Genomic DNA, 14705 nt, shown 5'->3' on the forward strand with positions numbered 1-14705 from the left:
CGATCCAAATTATTTGCCCTGTTTGTCCTACTGTTCATCAGCCTTTTATGGCTTTTTAATGACCTCAACTTTTACTCTGGTAAGCCCCTTTTTTATAAATCCTAATTTTTTTGCAGCGGCTTTTGAAACATCAATAATCCGTTTGTTTTTAGGATGCATGCGGTCGGTAATTTGAACTATGACGGTTTTTTTATTTGAAAGGTTGCTTACTTTTATCCAGGTTCCCAAAGCGAAACGATTACCCGCTGCCGTCAGTTTATGCTGATCATACTTTCTTCCGTTAGCCATTAATCTTCCCTGGAATTTATCTGCATAAAAACTGGCTACCCCCTGCTGAACTGCAGGATATTTACTGGCTTTCTTTGCCGGAGAACGCTGAGCCGTTGTATATGTACAGATACAAAAGAGAGCGATAAATAATAACAGGAATTGTTTCATTACAACCGGTTTTCTGGTGGCAGAACAAGAATATTCTGCAAAATTGAGACCACAATCTTTTTCACTTCTCTCCTTTCCCTACTTCTGGTGGTCATTCATATACATAAAATAAATAACCGGGTCCATCAATTGATTTACCCGGATATTCACTTAAAATACAGCAGCTATAACGTTAACAGGTTGTATTTATTGCTGAACCAGTTTTGCCTTGCAATCTTGTCTTCGGCATAAACGTCATCAAAAAAAACGACTTTTCCCTCCCTTGCTTCGCAGGTAAAGTAGCGAATAAATATGGGTATTTTACGGGAGAAATTAACGGTATGTTTTTCTTTTCTAGCCATCCATGCAGTAAGGGTATCGGGCTTGTAACGGACGCTGTCATTCTTTACCAGGTAATCAGATAACTTTTGCCACTGCTGCACCCGCACACATCCGTGACTGAGCGCCCTGTTTGTTTTTGAAAAAAGCCAGCGGGCATTCGTATCATGCAAATACACGCTATACTTATTTCTGAAATTAAATTTAATTATACCCAATGAATTGTCATCTCCTTCCCGTTGTTTCAATAAATAAGGGAAATATTTTTTATTCAGCCTGAACCAGTTAATACTGTCGGGTGCTATTATACTGTCGTTTTTGTCAACTACCATCAGGTTTTGTTCATCAAGGTATCCCACATCTTCACGAATTTTAGGCAGCATTTCCTTAAATATAATACTAAAAGGTACCGTCCATTGAGGAAAAACAATAAAATTGGTAAGTGTACTGGTAAGTAGCGGGGTTCTTGTCTGAGACCGGCCAACAATTATTTTTGATTCGAGTTTTAAGGTATCTGTATCCCATAAACGCAACCGGTACGAAGGAATATTTACCCACACATACCGTACCGGCATGGTATCCGGCAATTGCTTGTACCGGTCTAAATTAATGGCAATGGTCTTAAATTTTTCCTGGTCGTTATTGTTGAGTGATTTAACTACCATTGGCCCGGCTTTGCCATCCACCTTCAGATCATTTTGTGCCTGGTATGCTTTTACTGCGGCGGTTAATTCTGCAGTATCCGCAGGCCGGTTATTAAATGCCAGGAACCCACCTTCAAATAAGCGGGTTTGCAGGTTTTTAATAAACGCCAGTGAATCGGACGGAATTTCAAAAGGATAAGACAGGTAAGTGAAATTCGTTCTGTTCATTGAATCAAGAAAGTTTTTCAATGCTGCCTTTAATTGAACATATCCTTCATGCCTGGGCTCAAGTTCCTGAAGCAGTGGCGTTAATTCTTTTTTATCGTGAACGTTTTTTAACAGCGATACATAGAAAGAATCTGTAAGCACGGTATCCTTCCTGAGCGTAACGCTGTCTGCGTCCAGTCTTCCCAATTTTATGTCTTTGGCTATTTGCATAAATGCATCGGTAAATAAAAGATCGGCACGTGCCCACATAGCCGCATCAAACATGGCAAGAGAATCCGTTTTTAGTTTATGATAAACGAGGTTTAACTGACTGAAATGATAATCGGAAGGAAACAAACCATAGTTTTCACTATGCCCGATAAAAGTATACAATGAATCGGCCATCCGCAACCATTCTTCACGGTTGCTCCAGGTGCGCAGTGAATCGCGTGTATTATACCAGGCTTTAACAGCCGGCAGCACATTAAATGATGTGCTGTCATTTAACTTTCCATTATTCTCTGAGGCAAAAGCAATACCAGCAACAATATTTTCATTGGTCTTTTTATTCAAATTTTCAGGCTGACGAACAATTTCTACAGTTTTAGGCTTTTGCGAAGTTTCATTACAGGAAAATAATAATACTGCCGGCAGGAATATCCAGCATATATATATACAACACTTCTTTATCATAAGTCCGGGTGAATTGAAATGAAGGCGCTTTAGTTTGATCACAGCCTGAATGTAAATTGCAGAATAATGTCTGAAATAACAAAAGCCGTTAATTATTATTATATGCAGGTCTGTCTCTTTTTGATGTGATTTCATAATTAGCATTAATCAATCTGCAAAGATAAACCCATTAATTTAACGGGCAGAGCAGATAAAAAGGGGCATTTCAAATTGTCGCACTGCTTTGCTTCTTGTGGGCGGTGAGGACCTGCCTGCCGATAGGCAAGCACCACCCACGGCGGGCCGCCCCGGCTGGTGTCCCCACCAGCCGGCAACAGACACTGGTTCTGAGCAGATAAAATACGGAGATTTCCAAAAAGTATTGTTAGTTTGCTTAAATTCATCAGGTATTTATTTTTATGAGTGAAGGCTGGCTGGCACAAAAAAACATAGTAATTATTGGTGGAACAACCGGTATGGGATTATCGGCTGCCAAAGCTTTTGTTGCGCAGGGTGCCCGCGTAATAGTAGCAGGCAGGAACCAGCAAACATGCGATGATGCGGAGCAACAACTGAAAGGCAAAGGGATTGCCATTTGTGCCGATGCTATTGATCCGTCTACCGCTGCAAATGCCATTCATATTTGCGAACAACAATTCGGTACATTTCACGGATTATATCATATAGCCGGCGGCAGTGGCCGCAAAATGGGTGATGGTCCCTTACATGAGCTAACACTGGAAGGATGGAACAAAACATTTGAGCTAAACCTCACTTCACTCATGCTCTCTAACCAGGCCGCTGTAAAATGGTTTCTGCAGCACAACACCGGTGGCGCCATTCTTAACATGAGTTCGGTATTGGGAGTCTCCCCTTCTCCTGTTCATTTTGCAACACATGCATATGCAGCCAGCAAATCGGCTGTAACAGGTTTTACGAAATCTATAGCAGCTTATTATGCAAAAGATAATATCCGTATCAATACCATAGCCCCGGCACTTGTAGAAACACCCATGGCGCAGAGAGCAGCCAAAAACAATGCTATCCTTTCATTTATCAAAACAAAGCAGCCATTAGATGGAGGAAGAATAGGCCGTCCTGAAGATACAGACGGGCTGGCCTGCTATTTTATGTCGGATTATGCAAAGTTTACTACCGGGCAGGTGGTATATGTTGACGGGGGATGGACAGTAAGCGAAGGTCAGATTTGAATACTTTTTTAAATAATAATACTATGCAGTCAATCGGCATTGACATGGGAGGCACCAATATCAAAGGCGTACTGATAACCGAAGATGGCATCATCCTGCATGAAATGCAATACAAGACCAACGAAAAGGAAGCCTTTCACTGGAAAGGAGTGGTAGCCGACATGCTGCATAGCCTTCAACAAAAATCGGTCAGCAAAAATACGCCTGTAGGTTTATCTGCACCGGGATTGGCAGGCAGCAACAATGATTGCATAAAACTAATGCCCGGCCGGCTGGAAGGTCTGGAAAATTTTGTTTGGACTGATTATCTCAAAACGCAAACATGGGTGCTCAATGATGCGCATGCCGCTTTAATGGCAGAGGCAAAATTTGGCGCGGGCAAAGGATGCAGTCATGTTATTTTATTAACACTGGGCACGGGTGTAGGCGGAGGCATTATGATAAACGGCGAATTACATCAGGGCTTATTAAACAGGGCGGGGCATATGGGTCATGTAATGCTAAACGCAGACAGCGATGGATGTGATGTTACCAATATGCCGGCCAGCCTTGAAGATGCAATAGGCAATTGCACCATAGAACAACGGAGCTTCGGAAAATTTTCTTCAACCTATGAACTGGTTCAGGCATATAAAGGAGGCGATACCTTTGCAACGTATGTATGGCTGCATTCTATAAAACGATTAGCTGTAGCACTTTGTTCATTTATCAATATTGTTTCTCCTGATATTATTATTCTTGGCGGAGGCATAGCACAGGCAGGTGATGATCTATTCAAGCCTCTTGACGGGTTTATGAATATCTTTGAATGGCATCATTCGGGTGTGCGCACGCCTGTTGTGCAGGCCGTATTTGATGAATATTCCGGCGCCGTGGGAGCCGCTAGTTTTGCTTTACACAAATCATTACCACATTAAATTTTTATCATGAATGTTATCTGGGATTATCTGCAACACTCCCGAAAAATTATTGAAACCGTTGAAGCGCAGCAGAAAAGTATACAACAAGCTGCGCAATGGTTTGCAGAAAGTATTTTGCAGGGCAGGATGGTGCATGTATTCGGTTCGGGACACAGCCGCATTATGGTGGAAGAAATGTGGCCGCGTTATGGATCATTTCCAGGGTTTAATCCTATAGTAGAGCTATCGCTCACCTTTCACAATCTGGTGGTTGGCTCCAATGGTCAGCGGCAGGCCATGTTTCTTGAAAATGTAGAAGGGTTTGCAGAAAGGATTTTGCGAAACTTTGATATAAAGGAAAGCGATAGTGCGCTCATCATTTCATCCGGCGGATGTAATATTGTACCTATTGAAATGGCGGAACTATTTCAGCAAAAAAAAGTGAAGGTAACGGCGATCCTTACCCAAAAACACGCCGATGTTTCTTCCAGCAAAAGAAAAGATGGAAAAAAATTGGGTGATTTTGCAGACCTGGTTTTGGATACAGGTGCACCTGCCGGTGATGCCATGATCCGGATCCCCGGACTGGAAACACCCGTTGCACCAGGCTCAACAGTAGGTGGTATTTTACTCATAAATTCCATTAAAGCAGAAACAGCCAGGCTGCTAACCGAAGCGGGAAAACCTCCAAAAGTATTATCGGCCGCATGTGTAGTAGGCGCAGAAAAAGCAAAGGAGTTGTTTGAGAGCGCTTATGACGAACATGCACATCGCCTTGCCGGTTTATATAAAAATGTAGGAAATTAAATACAATACAATAATATGCATACACCCATACGTACAACGGTAATTGGCAGTTATCCTTTCCCGGGATGGCTGGAATTTGCAGCGCAGCACTTAAATGAATTTGGACCCGCAGATATAGAAGAAGCAATTGAAGATGCCGTTATTGCCGCTATACATGATCAAACAACGGCCGGGCTTGACGTAATTACTGACGGGGAACAGACAAGGCTTGATTTCAATTTATCTTTTTATGGCTATATCAAAGGGATATCGCCAGATGAAAGCGAAACGAGGCGTTTTGGACCTGCCGCACACGACCAGAGGGGAAAACACCGGATCACCGAAACACTTTCCGCACCAAAAGGATTGGGCGTGGTGAAAGAATTTTTACGTTTAAAAAAATTAGCTCCGCAGGGACCTGTGCTAAAAGCCAGCATACCGGGGCCGTATACTTTAAGCGGAAGATTATTGCCAAACAATGAATACAAAGACCGGTACGCGATAACCGAAGCCCTCCTTCCATTTATACAAAAGGAGTTAGAAGATTTAGTAGCAGCAGGATGCACTGAAATTACAGTAGATGAACCATCCATGAGCTGCTATGCGTATAAAGAAGACACCAAAAGGTTTGCGGCTATATTCAACAAAACAGTTGAGCCTGTGGCAGGCAAATGCAATCTTTCCACGCATTTATGCTTTGGCAACTTTAAAGGAAGACCCGTAGGCTACAGGAGTATCAAACCGATGATACCGGATTTTCTGGAGCTTAAAGTAAATGAAATACATATTGAAATGGCGAACCGCGAATTTGCGGAGATAGAATTACTCGAAACTTTTTCCAAACGAATGAATGTTGCAGTGGGGATTATTGATGTAAAGAATTACTATATTGAAACCCCGGAAGATGTGGTGGAAAGAATTAAAAGATGCCTGCAATATATTCCCGCGGAAAAACTATCTGTAGCTCCCGACTGCGGATTGAGCCAAACTGCAAGATGGGCTTCAAGACAAAAATTAATTAACATGGTGAAGGGCGCGAAAATGGTGAGGGCTGTGATTTGAGACCTGCCTGCCGGCAGGTAGGTTTGAGATTTGAAATTAGGTATGATGATACAGGCTGTTATAAAAGACGATGCTTTTATTGCGCAGGTGCAGCAGTATGAAAATGATAAAAAATATTTTCACCTGTGGTGGCTGGGGCAAAGCGGCTACCTGCTGCTATGGCAGGGAAAGAAGCTATTGATTGATCCCTATCTTTCGGATTCCCTCACAAAAAAATATGCAGACACCCCTAAGCCGCATACTCGAATGAGTGAGCGGGTGGTGAACCCTGAATTATTAAAAAACATTTCCATTGTAAGTTCCAGCCATAACCACACTGATCACTTAGATGCGGAAACATTAATACCTGTTATTAAAAATAATCCCGGCATCAGCTTCATTATTCCCGAAGCCAACAGAAGTTTTGTTGCCGGCAGAACACAAACGCCGGAAGCATTTCCTTTAGGGCTAAATGAAGGAAAGCATATAACCTCTGGTGATTTTACTTTTCATGGTATTGCTGCTGCCCACAATGCCGTTGACCGGAATGAAAAAGGAGAATGCCTTTATATGGGGTACATTATACAGTTTGGCAATTATACCATTTACCATAGCGGCGATACGCTTTGGTATGCAGGACTGGAAAAAATACTGCGCCCATTTCAAATAAACCTGGCATTGCTTCCCATTAACGGAAATGATCCGGCAAGAGGCGTTGCAGGCAATCTTAATGTGCAGGAAGCTGCAGATTTAGCTAAAGCTGCGGGCGTACAACATGTTATTCCCTGTCATTATGATATGTTTACTTTCAACACTGCAAACCCGGTTGATTTTGCTGCTAAAGCCGAAGCGGTTCAGCAGGCCTATACTATTTTACCTATTGGAGGACATTGGAACAGCGAAGTTTTATAAGCATTAAAAATGCAATCTGTATTATTTCAATTCAGTTGCATGATCTATAAAGAAACAGTGCTCGTGCCGCTTCATTCCAATATGCGGATAATAATGTACAGCAGCAGGAGCCGCCAGCAAAATCAGTTTTGCCTTAGGCGCTTCTAATTGTGTGCGCCGTATCAATTCCTTTCCTATGCCTTTATGCTGGTAATCCTTATCAACAGCGAGGTCTGATAGATAGGTACAAAATGAAAAATCGGTTAATGAACGGGCTACACCAACAATTTTGCCATTATCCCTTGCCGTTAGTATAAGGTTCCCGTGCGCAAGCATACCGGCAATACGTTCGGGATCATTAACCGGCCTGCGCTCCCCAAGTGTGGATCGTTGCAATACCTGTACAAACGCTTCCGCACTTAAATCATTTTCAACCTGGTAGCTTATCATTGCGATTTGTTTAAAAGATATACCTATAGGTGATATGCTTTTTAGAAAAAGTAGCGCCTGTTGCCTCATGCAGCGCAATCATTTTGGTATTAAAATCACCAACCCACGATAATTCCAGCTCTTTATACTGTTGCAGCGGCAAAACATATTCCTTTAGCTTGATGATCATGGCAGCTTCCAATCCATGCTTTTGAAATTTTGCTTTGGTTCCCATAATAATGGCCCGCATCCGCTTATTCTTACGACTCCATTTGTTCACCAGGAACTTTAGTTTGCCCAACAACCCCAGCTTGCCATTCAAATTGCTGATCAGTTCATTGGTGTCGGGAACAATAACCACCAGCGATGCCGGTTCCCCGTTTACATAAGCAAACCAGATCAGTTTTTCGTCCATAATGATCTTTATCTTTTCAAATGTTTCCCGGATAGTAATGTCTGTTATGGGAGTAAAGTTTTCAAAATCTTTCCATGCATCGTTGTATATCTCTTTAAAATCATTAGCAAAGCGCTGAAACTCATTTTTCTTCAGGTGTTCAAAATTATATCCCGGTTTTTTCACCACCCATTCTGCAATCTTGGTAAAGCGCTCAGGAAAAGGTTTATATATTTCTATTGAATTGGAAATTTGCTCATACAGGGGCTCAAAGCCATAGCGCTCAAACAATCTTTTGTAATAAGGCGGATGATAGTTCATACCATAATATGGTACGGCAAAACCTTCTACCAGCAGTCCCCACCACATATCATTCTCCCCAAAATTTACCGGGCCATCCATCGCCTTCATTCCATTTCCGGCAAGCCAGGCTTTAGCCGTATCAAATAACAGGTCGGCAGCATCCTGGTTATCGGTGCATTCAAAAAAACCACAGCCCCCTGTGGTTAGTTCAGACAGGTATGCTTTTTTATTATTAACGAAAGCGGCTATGCGGCCAATTACCCTTCCATCTTTGTCTTTCAATACCCATCGTATACATTTACCGTTTTGATGATAATTGTTTTTGCGGGGATCGAACACCGATTCAATATCGTTGTTTAAAGGACAAACCCAGTTGGGATCATTTTTATATATTTTTCTGGGAAGATCAAGAAAGGATTTTCTTGTGGCGGCACTGTTAACTTCTATAATTTCCATATGTATTACGCTTAGCTACTGCATTTCTACAAAATAACATAAAAAAAGGATTGAAGCCACATATCCTTATTTTTGCAGTCTTTTAAAATGTGGGGTCATGTCCGTTACATCAAGTATTCAGCAGGCTGTTGTTAAAGCATTGGCGCAAATATATAACCATGCATTTAGTGCAAGGGATTTCCAGATCAATCAAACCAAACCTGAGTTTGAAGGCGATTATACCGTTGTTTTATTCAGCTTGTTAAAACCGCTAAAACAATCGCCTGATGCCTTGGGAAAAGGTCTGGGCGAACATTTAATACAAACATATCCCTCCTTATTTTCTTCCTTTAATGTGATCAAAGGTTTTTTGAATCTCACTATCACCGATGGTTACTGGGGCGCCGTGCTGAACGATCATTACATGAATACTGCATATGGCAAAAATGAAAAGAAAGGAAAAACAATCGTGGTGGAATACTCTTCACCCAATACCAATAAACCCCTGCATCTCGGGCACCTGCGCAATAATTTTTTGGGATGGAGTGTATCGGAAATTTTAAAAGCGGATGGATACGATGTGGTTAAAACATGCATTGCCAACGACAGGGGCATACATATATGCAAAAGCATGGTTGCCTGGCAAAAATTTGCCAACGGAGCCACCCCCGAAAGTACCGGCACAAAAGGAGATCATTTTGTTGGAGATTATTATGTACAGTTTGGAACGGAATTTAAAAAAGAAGTAAAGACTTTAACAGCCGCCGGGATGAGCGAAGAAGCCGCGGAAAAAGAAGCGCCTATTATGAAAGCGGCCCAGCAAATGCTGGTAGACTGGGAAGCAGGAAAGCCTGATGTGATTGCATTATGGAAAGAAATGAATAACTGGGTATACGCAGGCTTTGATATTACGTATAAAAGAATTGGCAGCGATTTCGATAAAATGTATTACGAGAGTGATACCTATTTACTCGGGAAAAAATTAGTGGAAGAAGGATTACAAAAGGGCATATTCTTTAAAAAAGAAGACAACAGTGTGTGGGTTGACCTGACTGCCGAAGGCCTTGACGAAAAGATAGTACAACGAAAAGACGGAACAGCGGTTTATATTACGCAGGACATAGGGTTAGCTGTTAATAAATACGAAGCCTACCAATACGATCAGAGCATTTATGTAGTGGGCGATGAACAGAATTATCACTTTAAGGTACTGAAACTGATATGTGAAAAACTGGGCTTACCTTCCGAAGGCATTTACCATCTCAGCTATGGTATGGTGGAGCTGCCTTCGGGGCGCATGAAAACGAGGGAAGGAACAGTGGTTGATGCGGATGATATTATTGATGAGATGATAAAAGTGGCGGCGCAGAAAACGGAGGAATTGGGCAAAGTAAAAGATTTTACTGCCGGGGAGCTCGGTAACCTCTATAATACGATTGGACTTGGCGCATTGAAATTTTTTATTCTGCGGGTTGATCCCAGAAAAAGAATGGTCTTCAACCCGGAGGAGAGCATAGACTTTCATGGCTTCACAGCTTCCTTTGTGCAATTTTCGCATGCCAGGGCAAAAGCCATTCTCAGGAATGAACAACCCGATAACAATTTTACACTGCAACACAACGAAGCCCTGCTGCCTTTAGAAAAGGAACTGATCATTTTATTGGAAAGATACCCGGCTGTTATACAACAGGCGGCGTTTGAACACAATCCCTCCGTAATAGTGAACTATTGCTACGAGCTTGCAAAAACATTCAATTCCTTTGTAACGGAACACCGTGTGCTGAAGGCCGAAACGGATAATAAAAAACAATTGCGCCTGCGCATCTGCCGGATGACTGCTAATGTTATTGCCTCGGGTATGGCACTTGTAGGAATTGAAGTACCGGAGAGAATGTGAAAATTTGAAAATGAAAAATACATTTTGATTACGCCAGACACCTGTGCCTCCATGTTCCAAAAAACGCTTTTAAGCCGGAAGACCCATGTCTTGACCTGATACCTCATACCTGAAACCTCATCCCCGTCCCCGTTCCCGTTCCGGCTGCCTGCGCATTTGTTCATCTACAGAAATAGGGCCGCTGCCGCTTACCAAAAAAAAGATCAGCAATGCCAAAACCAGTATGGACAGCCAAAGCCCCTCATTAGGCGACAAAAAACCCGCGTCTGCATTAACAAAAAAAACAGCTCCTAATAAGATAGGCATCTGCACTAAGCAGGCAAGACGGGTAAGCAGCCCAAAAGCAATCAATGCCCCGCCCACGATATGCGCGAACACTACATAATGCGCCAACACGCCAAGCGACATGGAACCGAAAAATTCGCTTTTAGCCATGAGGGCGCTCAACTGATCCATATTATTGATAAATTCCACACCGCGTATAAAAAGAAATATACCCAGCAACATACGGATGAAATCAAGCCATTTGGGGTGATGGGTGTCTCCCCATCTTTCCATACTGTGAAGGAAGTTCATATGGCAAAGTTTTAGATGAAGAAAGGAGTGAATACAAAATACAAAATTCTTCGGGAATATTATATAGATGATTGGCGGGACAGAGTCCCGGGAGAACATAATTGATACGCAGTCCGGAGAGACTGCGTATAGCGGAAATTATGATACATAGAAACATATAGCAATTGCCGGAAATGGAAATTTACAACTGTTTAACAGGCAGTATTGATAACAACAGCTACAACATATCTTATAATCAAATCGTTTATTAGAAGTATTTACAACCGGCTTTTACGAACTTGTAAGAATATTCTGCAAATCATAAATAAGACATCGTCTTCCGCAAAAAACCTGGAAGCATTGGTATACCTGAAATGAAAGCCCTTTTTTTATCACTGGCTACTTGTTTTTGGATACTTTTTACCGAAAAGGCTATTACGATGCCGGTATGGTGCTGCAGGCCAGTGAAAATATTATTACGCGTGACGGTTCCACGGTAATAACAGGCAGATATACCAACACAGGTGATGGCAAAATAGCTTTATTCATAACTAAGCTCAATCCGTTTGGTGCCGTTGTATGGAGCAAAAAAATAACAAATGGATCATATAATGCCAGCATAGCAATTAAGGGTGTAAAAGAAATGAGCAACGGGAACCTTGTTCTTATATACTCCTACCTGGAAAACACTACCACTCTAAGTATGCATATTATCCTGTTGAATGCGGCAGGCAACCTATCGTGGGCAAAAAAGCTTCCCTTTGCCCACGATAGCTTTCTGAACGCCCAAATGACCGTTACCGATAATAATGACATTATAATAGCCGCTACTATAGTTGTAGAAGAATGGCCATATCCAGGGAACTGGGTACCCCTGATCATCAAAATGGATAATAACGGCAATATAGTATACAACAGGTGGTTTGCCGGCAACACCTGCAGCCAGCGGCTTTAGCAGCTATCTATGGCAGGATGGCTCAACCGGCAGCAGTATGATAATACAAACACCGGAAAAATACAAAGTAACGGTGAGCAACCTGCATGGCTGCACTGCATCCGACAGCATAATCATTACAAAAATAGCACAGACACCCGCCGGCTTCGTGCCTGCAGATACTGCTATCTGTGCATCGGATCCATTTATCATACATCCGCTTAAATTATTCAATGAACATGTGTGGAGTACTGGCGCTTCAGCAAACAGCATTACGGTACAAACGCCGGGAATATACCGGCTACAGGTAAAAGATAATGACGTGTGCATTGGCCGGGATTCTATTGGCATATTTACCAAAGATTGCAGCATCCGTTTTTTTGTTCCCGATACGTTTACCCCAAACAATGATGGCATCAATGATTCTTTTAAGCCGCTGATCAGCGGACGCATAAGCGATTATGAGTTTACCGTGTATAATATTTACGGGCAGATCGTTTTCAACAGCCGCAGAATCAATGATGGCTGGAACGGAATGTACAGGAACCTGCCTCAAAATGCCGGAACCTATGTTTGGATATGCCGGTATAAAGCAACAAACGAAGCAGCCCATCTTTCCAAAGGATCTGTTCTGCTGATGCGGTAGTGGGCAAGTTACAGGTTACAGGGTGCAGGTTTCAAGGAGGCCTCCGTGGTATGTACACCATTTTACTGTGTTTTAAAGCGAAGCACGTGTTTTTCATTTCCACATTTTCAAATTTTCAAATCAAATTAGCTCATTTCGCCAGCTTACTGTTCCTGTACCCATACAAAAAATAAATGGCTAACCCCAATCCCATCCACACAAAAAACCACAGCCAGCTAACGGCGGGTATTTCAATCATGAGGTATAAACAAAACAACACACCCAGGATGGGAATAAGCGAATATTTTCGGATAATCGTTAGTAAAGTGAGTATCAGCGCAATAACAATAAAAAGCAGGAAAAGCACTTCCTGATAATTTTCGTGTCCCAGGTTTTGTACAGCGTCCGCCATACGCTGCCGGAACAGGTAAATAAATACAGCCAGTAATGCGGGTACAATATATCTTCCATTAATATACGGCAACTTAAACCCTGTGTCGGTGGCCGGTCTTGGAGGCAATAGCAATACTCCGCCCGATACCAGCACAAAAGCAAACAGGGTACCTATACTGGTTAAATCGGTAACTACACCCGAAGCAATGAACAATGAAGGTATGCCTACAATAATACCGGTAACTATAGTGGCGAATGATGGTGTTTGATATTTGGGATGAATGGTCTGAAATTTTTTAGGCAATAATCCATCGCGGCTCATGCTCATCCATATACGCGGCTGACCGAGTTGAAACACAAGCAACACGCTGGTAGTGGCTACTACGGCGCTTACCGAAACGATCTTTTCTATCCATGGTGCACGTTGCTCAAAAACAAATGCCAGCGGATCATTAATATCCTTAAAGTTGGAATAATTTTCAATACCCGTTAGTACCAGCGCGATAAGAATATACAATACTGTACAAATGATCAAAGAATAGATCATGCCCCTGGGCATATCGCGCTGCGGATTCCTGCATTCTTCCGCCGTGGTAGAAATAGCATCGAAGCCTATATAGGCATAAAACACAGCGGATACTCCTTTTAACACCCCTTCGAAACCATTGGGCAAAAAGGGCCGCCAGTTATTGGTATCTACAAAAAAAGCGCCTGCTACTATAACAAAGATGATGACAGCAATTTTAAAGATCACCATAAAGTTGGCCATGCGCTTGCTTTCCTTCATGCCTATATAAGCCAGCCAGGTAATAAGCCCTACGATAATAAAAGCGGGCAGGTTAAAAAATAATTTACCGTTTCCAAATGAGGGTGCATTGTTCCAGGCATCTACTGCAAACTGGTATTTACTGTTGTCTGCAGCAGATAACGATCCGCCTGCCAGCGCCCGTGTGGCTTCCGTGTAAGCGCTTTGAGCCGTAGCAGGATCAACCAGCATCCAGTCGGGCAAATGAATATGAAAAAGATGTACAAGAAGATTGTTGAAATACCCGCTCCATGATATGGCCACCACTACGTTACCTATGGCATATTCCAGTATCAGCGCCCAGCCTATTACCCACGCGATGATCTCCCCGAACGTAACATACGAGTATGTATAAGCGCTGCCGGCAACGGGAACACGGCTGGCAAACTCCGCATAGCATAAGGCCGAAAAACCACAGGTAACTGCAGTAATAATAAATAGTACAGATATACCGGGACCACCATTAAAGGCAGCATTGCCGATGGTAGAGAAAATACCGGCGCCCACAACCGCGGCGATGCCCAAAAAGGTAAGATCACGTACCCCCAGTACTTTTTTCAACCCACGATTATGCTCGTCCGCGTCCCTTGCCTGCGCGTCTTCAATAATTTTATTTATAGATTTTTTTCTGAAAAGCGGGTGACCCATACGGATGTGTTTTGGTTATTTCAATCCTCCAAAATAATTTAAAATCGGGTAAGGGAGAGGAAAAATAACAAGAACCAAATGACAAGAACCAAGAAAAACCCGAAAATTAAATTCGAAGTCGGAAGCACGAAATCCGAAGAAAAGCACGAAGAATAAAAATTACAAGAATACCAAACGACA

15 protein-coding genes are annotated in these 14705 nt (G+C 42.4%); 8 read left to right on the forward strand and 7 right to left on the reverse strand.

What is annotated here, in order from left to right; translation table 11 throughout:
- Positions 1-45: 45 nt before the first annotated feature.
- From FRX45_RS16070 to FRX45_RS16080, 3 genes are all read right to left on the reverse strand, one after another.
- Positions 46-438 carry a septal ring lytic transglycosylase RlpA family protein gene (locus FRX45_RS16070; protein ID WP_152269476.1) on the reverse strand — a complete coding sequence of 131 codons (393 nt, stop codon included), beginning with the start codon at positions 436-438 and terminating at the stop codon, positions 46-48.
- A 164-nt stretch (positions 439-602) separates the two neighbouring features.
- Positions 603-2300 carry a L,D-transpeptidase family protein gene (locus FRX45_RS16075; RefSeq protein WP_193311737.1) on the reverse strand — a complete coding sequence of 566 codons (1698 nt, stop codon included), beginning with the start codon at positions 2298-2300 and terminating at the stop codon, positions 603-605.
- Between the two features lie 143 nt (positions 2301-2443).
- Positions 2444-2683, reverse strand: a complete 240-nt coding sequence (locus FRX45_RS16080; RefSeq protein ID WP_152269478.1) for a hypothetical protein — start codon at positions 2681-2683, stop codon at positions 2444-2446.
- 15 nt (positions 2684-2698) lie between these two features.
- Here FRX45_RS16080 and FRX45_RS16085 point away from each other — a divergent pair, with 15 nt between their 5' ends.
- From FRX45_RS16085 to FRX45_RS16105, 5 genes are read left to right on the forward strand one after another with little or no spacing between them, the layout of a single operon-like run.
- Positions 2699-3490, forward strand: a complete 792-nt coding sequence (locus FRX45_RS16085) for an SDR family NAD(P)-dependent oxidoreductase (RefSeq protein WP_152269479.1) — start codon at positions 2699-2701, stop codon at positions 3488-3490.
- A gap of 23 nt (positions 3491-3513) precedes the next feature.
- Entirely contained in the window at positions 3514-4407 is an 894-nt protein-coding gene (locus FRX45_RS16090; RefSeq protein ID WP_152269480.1) for an ROK family protein, read from the forward strand.
- Positions 4408-4416: 9 nt separating this feature from the next.
- Positions 4417-5196 carry a sugar isomerase domain-containing protein gene (locus FRX45_RS16095; protein WP_152269481.1) on the forward strand — a complete coding sequence of 260 codons (780 nt, stop codon included), beginning with the start codon at positions 4417-4419 and terminating at the stop codon, positions 5194-5196.
- A gap of 15 nt (positions 5197-5211) precedes the next feature.
- Entirely contained in the window at positions 5212-6237 is a 1026-nt protein-coding gene (locus tag FRX45_RS16100) for a cobalamin-independent methionine synthase II family protein (protein ID WP_152269482.1), read from the forward strand.
- A gap of 42 nt (positions 6238-6279) precedes the next feature.
- Positions 6280-7128, forward strand: a complete 849-nt coding sequence (locus FRX45_RS16105) for an MBL fold metallo-hydrolase (protein WP_152269483.1) — start codon at positions 6280-6282, stop codon at positions 7126-7128.
- 21 nt (positions 7129-7149) lie between these two features.
- Here the strand turns inward: FRX45_RS16105 and FRX45_RS16110 are convergent, their stop codons facing one another.
- Together FRX45_RS16110 and FRX45_RS16115 are read right to left on the reverse strand one after the other, a co-directional pair.
- Positions 7150-7557, reverse strand: coding sequence for a GNAT family N-acetyltransferase (locus FRX45_RS16110; protein WP_152269484.1), 408 nt, complete (start codon positions 7555-7557; stop codon positions 7150-7152).
- Positions 7558-7567: 10 nt separating this feature from the next.
- On the reverse strand, positions 7568-8689 hold the full coding sequence (locus FRX45_RS16115; RefSeq protein WP_152269485.1) for a GNAT family N-acetyltransferase: 1122 nt from the start codon (positions 8687-8689) through the stop codon (positions 7568-7570).
- A 97-nt stretch (positions 8690-8786) separates the two neighbouring features.
- Here FRX45_RS16115 and argS point away from each other — a divergent pair, with 97 nt between their 5' ends.
- Positions 8787-10565, forward strand: coding sequence for an arginine--tRNA ligase (gene argS / locus FRX45_RS16120; protein WP_152269486.1), 1779 nt, complete (start codon positions 8787-8789; stop codon positions 10563-10565).
- A gap of 117 nt (positions 10566-10682) precedes the next feature.
- Here the strand turns inward: argS and FRX45_RS16125 are convergent, their stop codons facing one another.
- Entirely contained in the window at positions 10683-11141 is a 459-nt protein-coding gene (locus tag FRX45_RS16125) for a DoxX family protein (protein WP_152269487.1), read from the reverse strand.
- A 388-nt stretch (positions 11142-11529) separates the two neighbouring features.
- On the opposite strand from FRX45_RS16125, the gene FRX45_RS16130 reads away from it, so the two are divergent.
- On the forward strand, positions 11530-12075 hold the full coding sequence (locus tag FRX45_RS16130; RefSeq protein WP_152269488.1) for a hypothetical protein: 546 nt from the start codon (positions 11530-11532) through the stop codon (positions 12073-12075).
- Entirely contained in the window at positions 12044-12700 is a 657-nt protein-coding gene (locus FRX45_RS16135; protein ID WP_152269489.1) for a gliding motility-associated C-terminal domain-containing protein, read from the forward strand. The genes FRX45_RS16130 and FRX45_RS16135 overlap by 32 nt, the downstream gene beginning before the upstream one ends.
- Before the next feature lie 130 nt (positions 12701-12830).
- On the opposite strand, the gene FRX45_RS16140 is transcribed toward FRX45_RS16135, so the two are convergent.
- Positions 12831-14525, reverse strand: a complete 1695-nt coding sequence (locus tag FRX45_RS16140; protein WP_152269490.1) for an amino acid permease — start codon at positions 14523-14525, stop codon at positions 12831-12833.
- Positions 14526-14705: the final 180 nt, after the last annotated feature.

This window comes from Agriterribacter humi (assembly GCF_009192765.1).
Lineage (GTDB): Bacteria > Bacteroidota > Bacteroidia > Chitinophagales > Chitinophagaceae > Agriterribacter > Agriterribacter humi.

Coding starts and splice junctions, on each gene's coding strand:
- FRX45_RS16070 (WP_152269476.1), bottom strand. CDS start 438: ATGAAACAATTCCTGTTATTATTTATCGCTCTCTTTTGTATCTGTACA.
- FRX45_RS16075 (WP_193311737.1), bottom strand. CDS start 2,300: ATGATAAAGAAGTGTTGTATATATATATGCTGGATATTCCTGCCGGCA.
- FRX45_RS16080 (WP_152269478.1), bottom strand. CDS start 2,683: ATGAATTTAAGCAAACTAACAATACTTTTTGGAAATCTCCGTATTTTA.
- FRX45_RS16085 (WP_152269479.1), top strand. CDS start 2,699: ATGAGTGAAGGCTGGCTGGCACAAAAAAACATAGTAATTATTGGTGGA.
- FRX45_RS16090 (WP_152269480.1), top strand. CDS start 3,514: ATGCAGTCAATCGGCATTGACATGGGAGGCACCAATATCAAAGGCGTA.
- FRX45_RS16095 (WP_152269481.1), top strand. CDS start 4,417: ATGAATGTTATCTGGGATTATCTGCAACACTCCCGAAAAATTATTGAA.
- FRX45_RS16100 (WP_152269482.1), top strand. CDS start 5,212: ATGCATACACCCATACGTACAACGGTAATTGGCAGTTATCCTTTCCCG.
- FRX45_RS16105 (WP_152269483.1), top strand. CDS start 6,280: ATGATGATACAGGCTGTTATAAAAGACGATGCTTTTATTGCGCAGGTG.
- FRX45_RS16110 (WP_152269484.1), bottom strand. CDS start 7,557: ATGATAAGCTACCAGGTTGAAAATGATTTAAGTGCGGAAGCGTTTGTA.
- FRX45_RS16115 (WP_152269485.1), bottom strand. CDS start 8,689: ATGGAAATTATAGAAGTTAACAGTGCCGCCACAAGAAAATCCTTTCTT.
- argS (WP_152269486.1), top strand. CDS start 8,787: ATGTCCGTTACATCAAGTATTCAGCAGGCTGTTGTTAAAGCATTGGCG.
- FRX45_RS16125 (WP_152269487.1), bottom strand. CDS start 11,141: ATGAACTTCCTTCACAGTATGGAAAGATGGGGAGACACCCATCACCCC.
- FRX45_RS16140 (WP_152269490.1), bottom strand. CDS start 14,525: ATGGGTCACCCGCTTTTCAGAAAAAAATCTATAAATAAAATTATTGAA.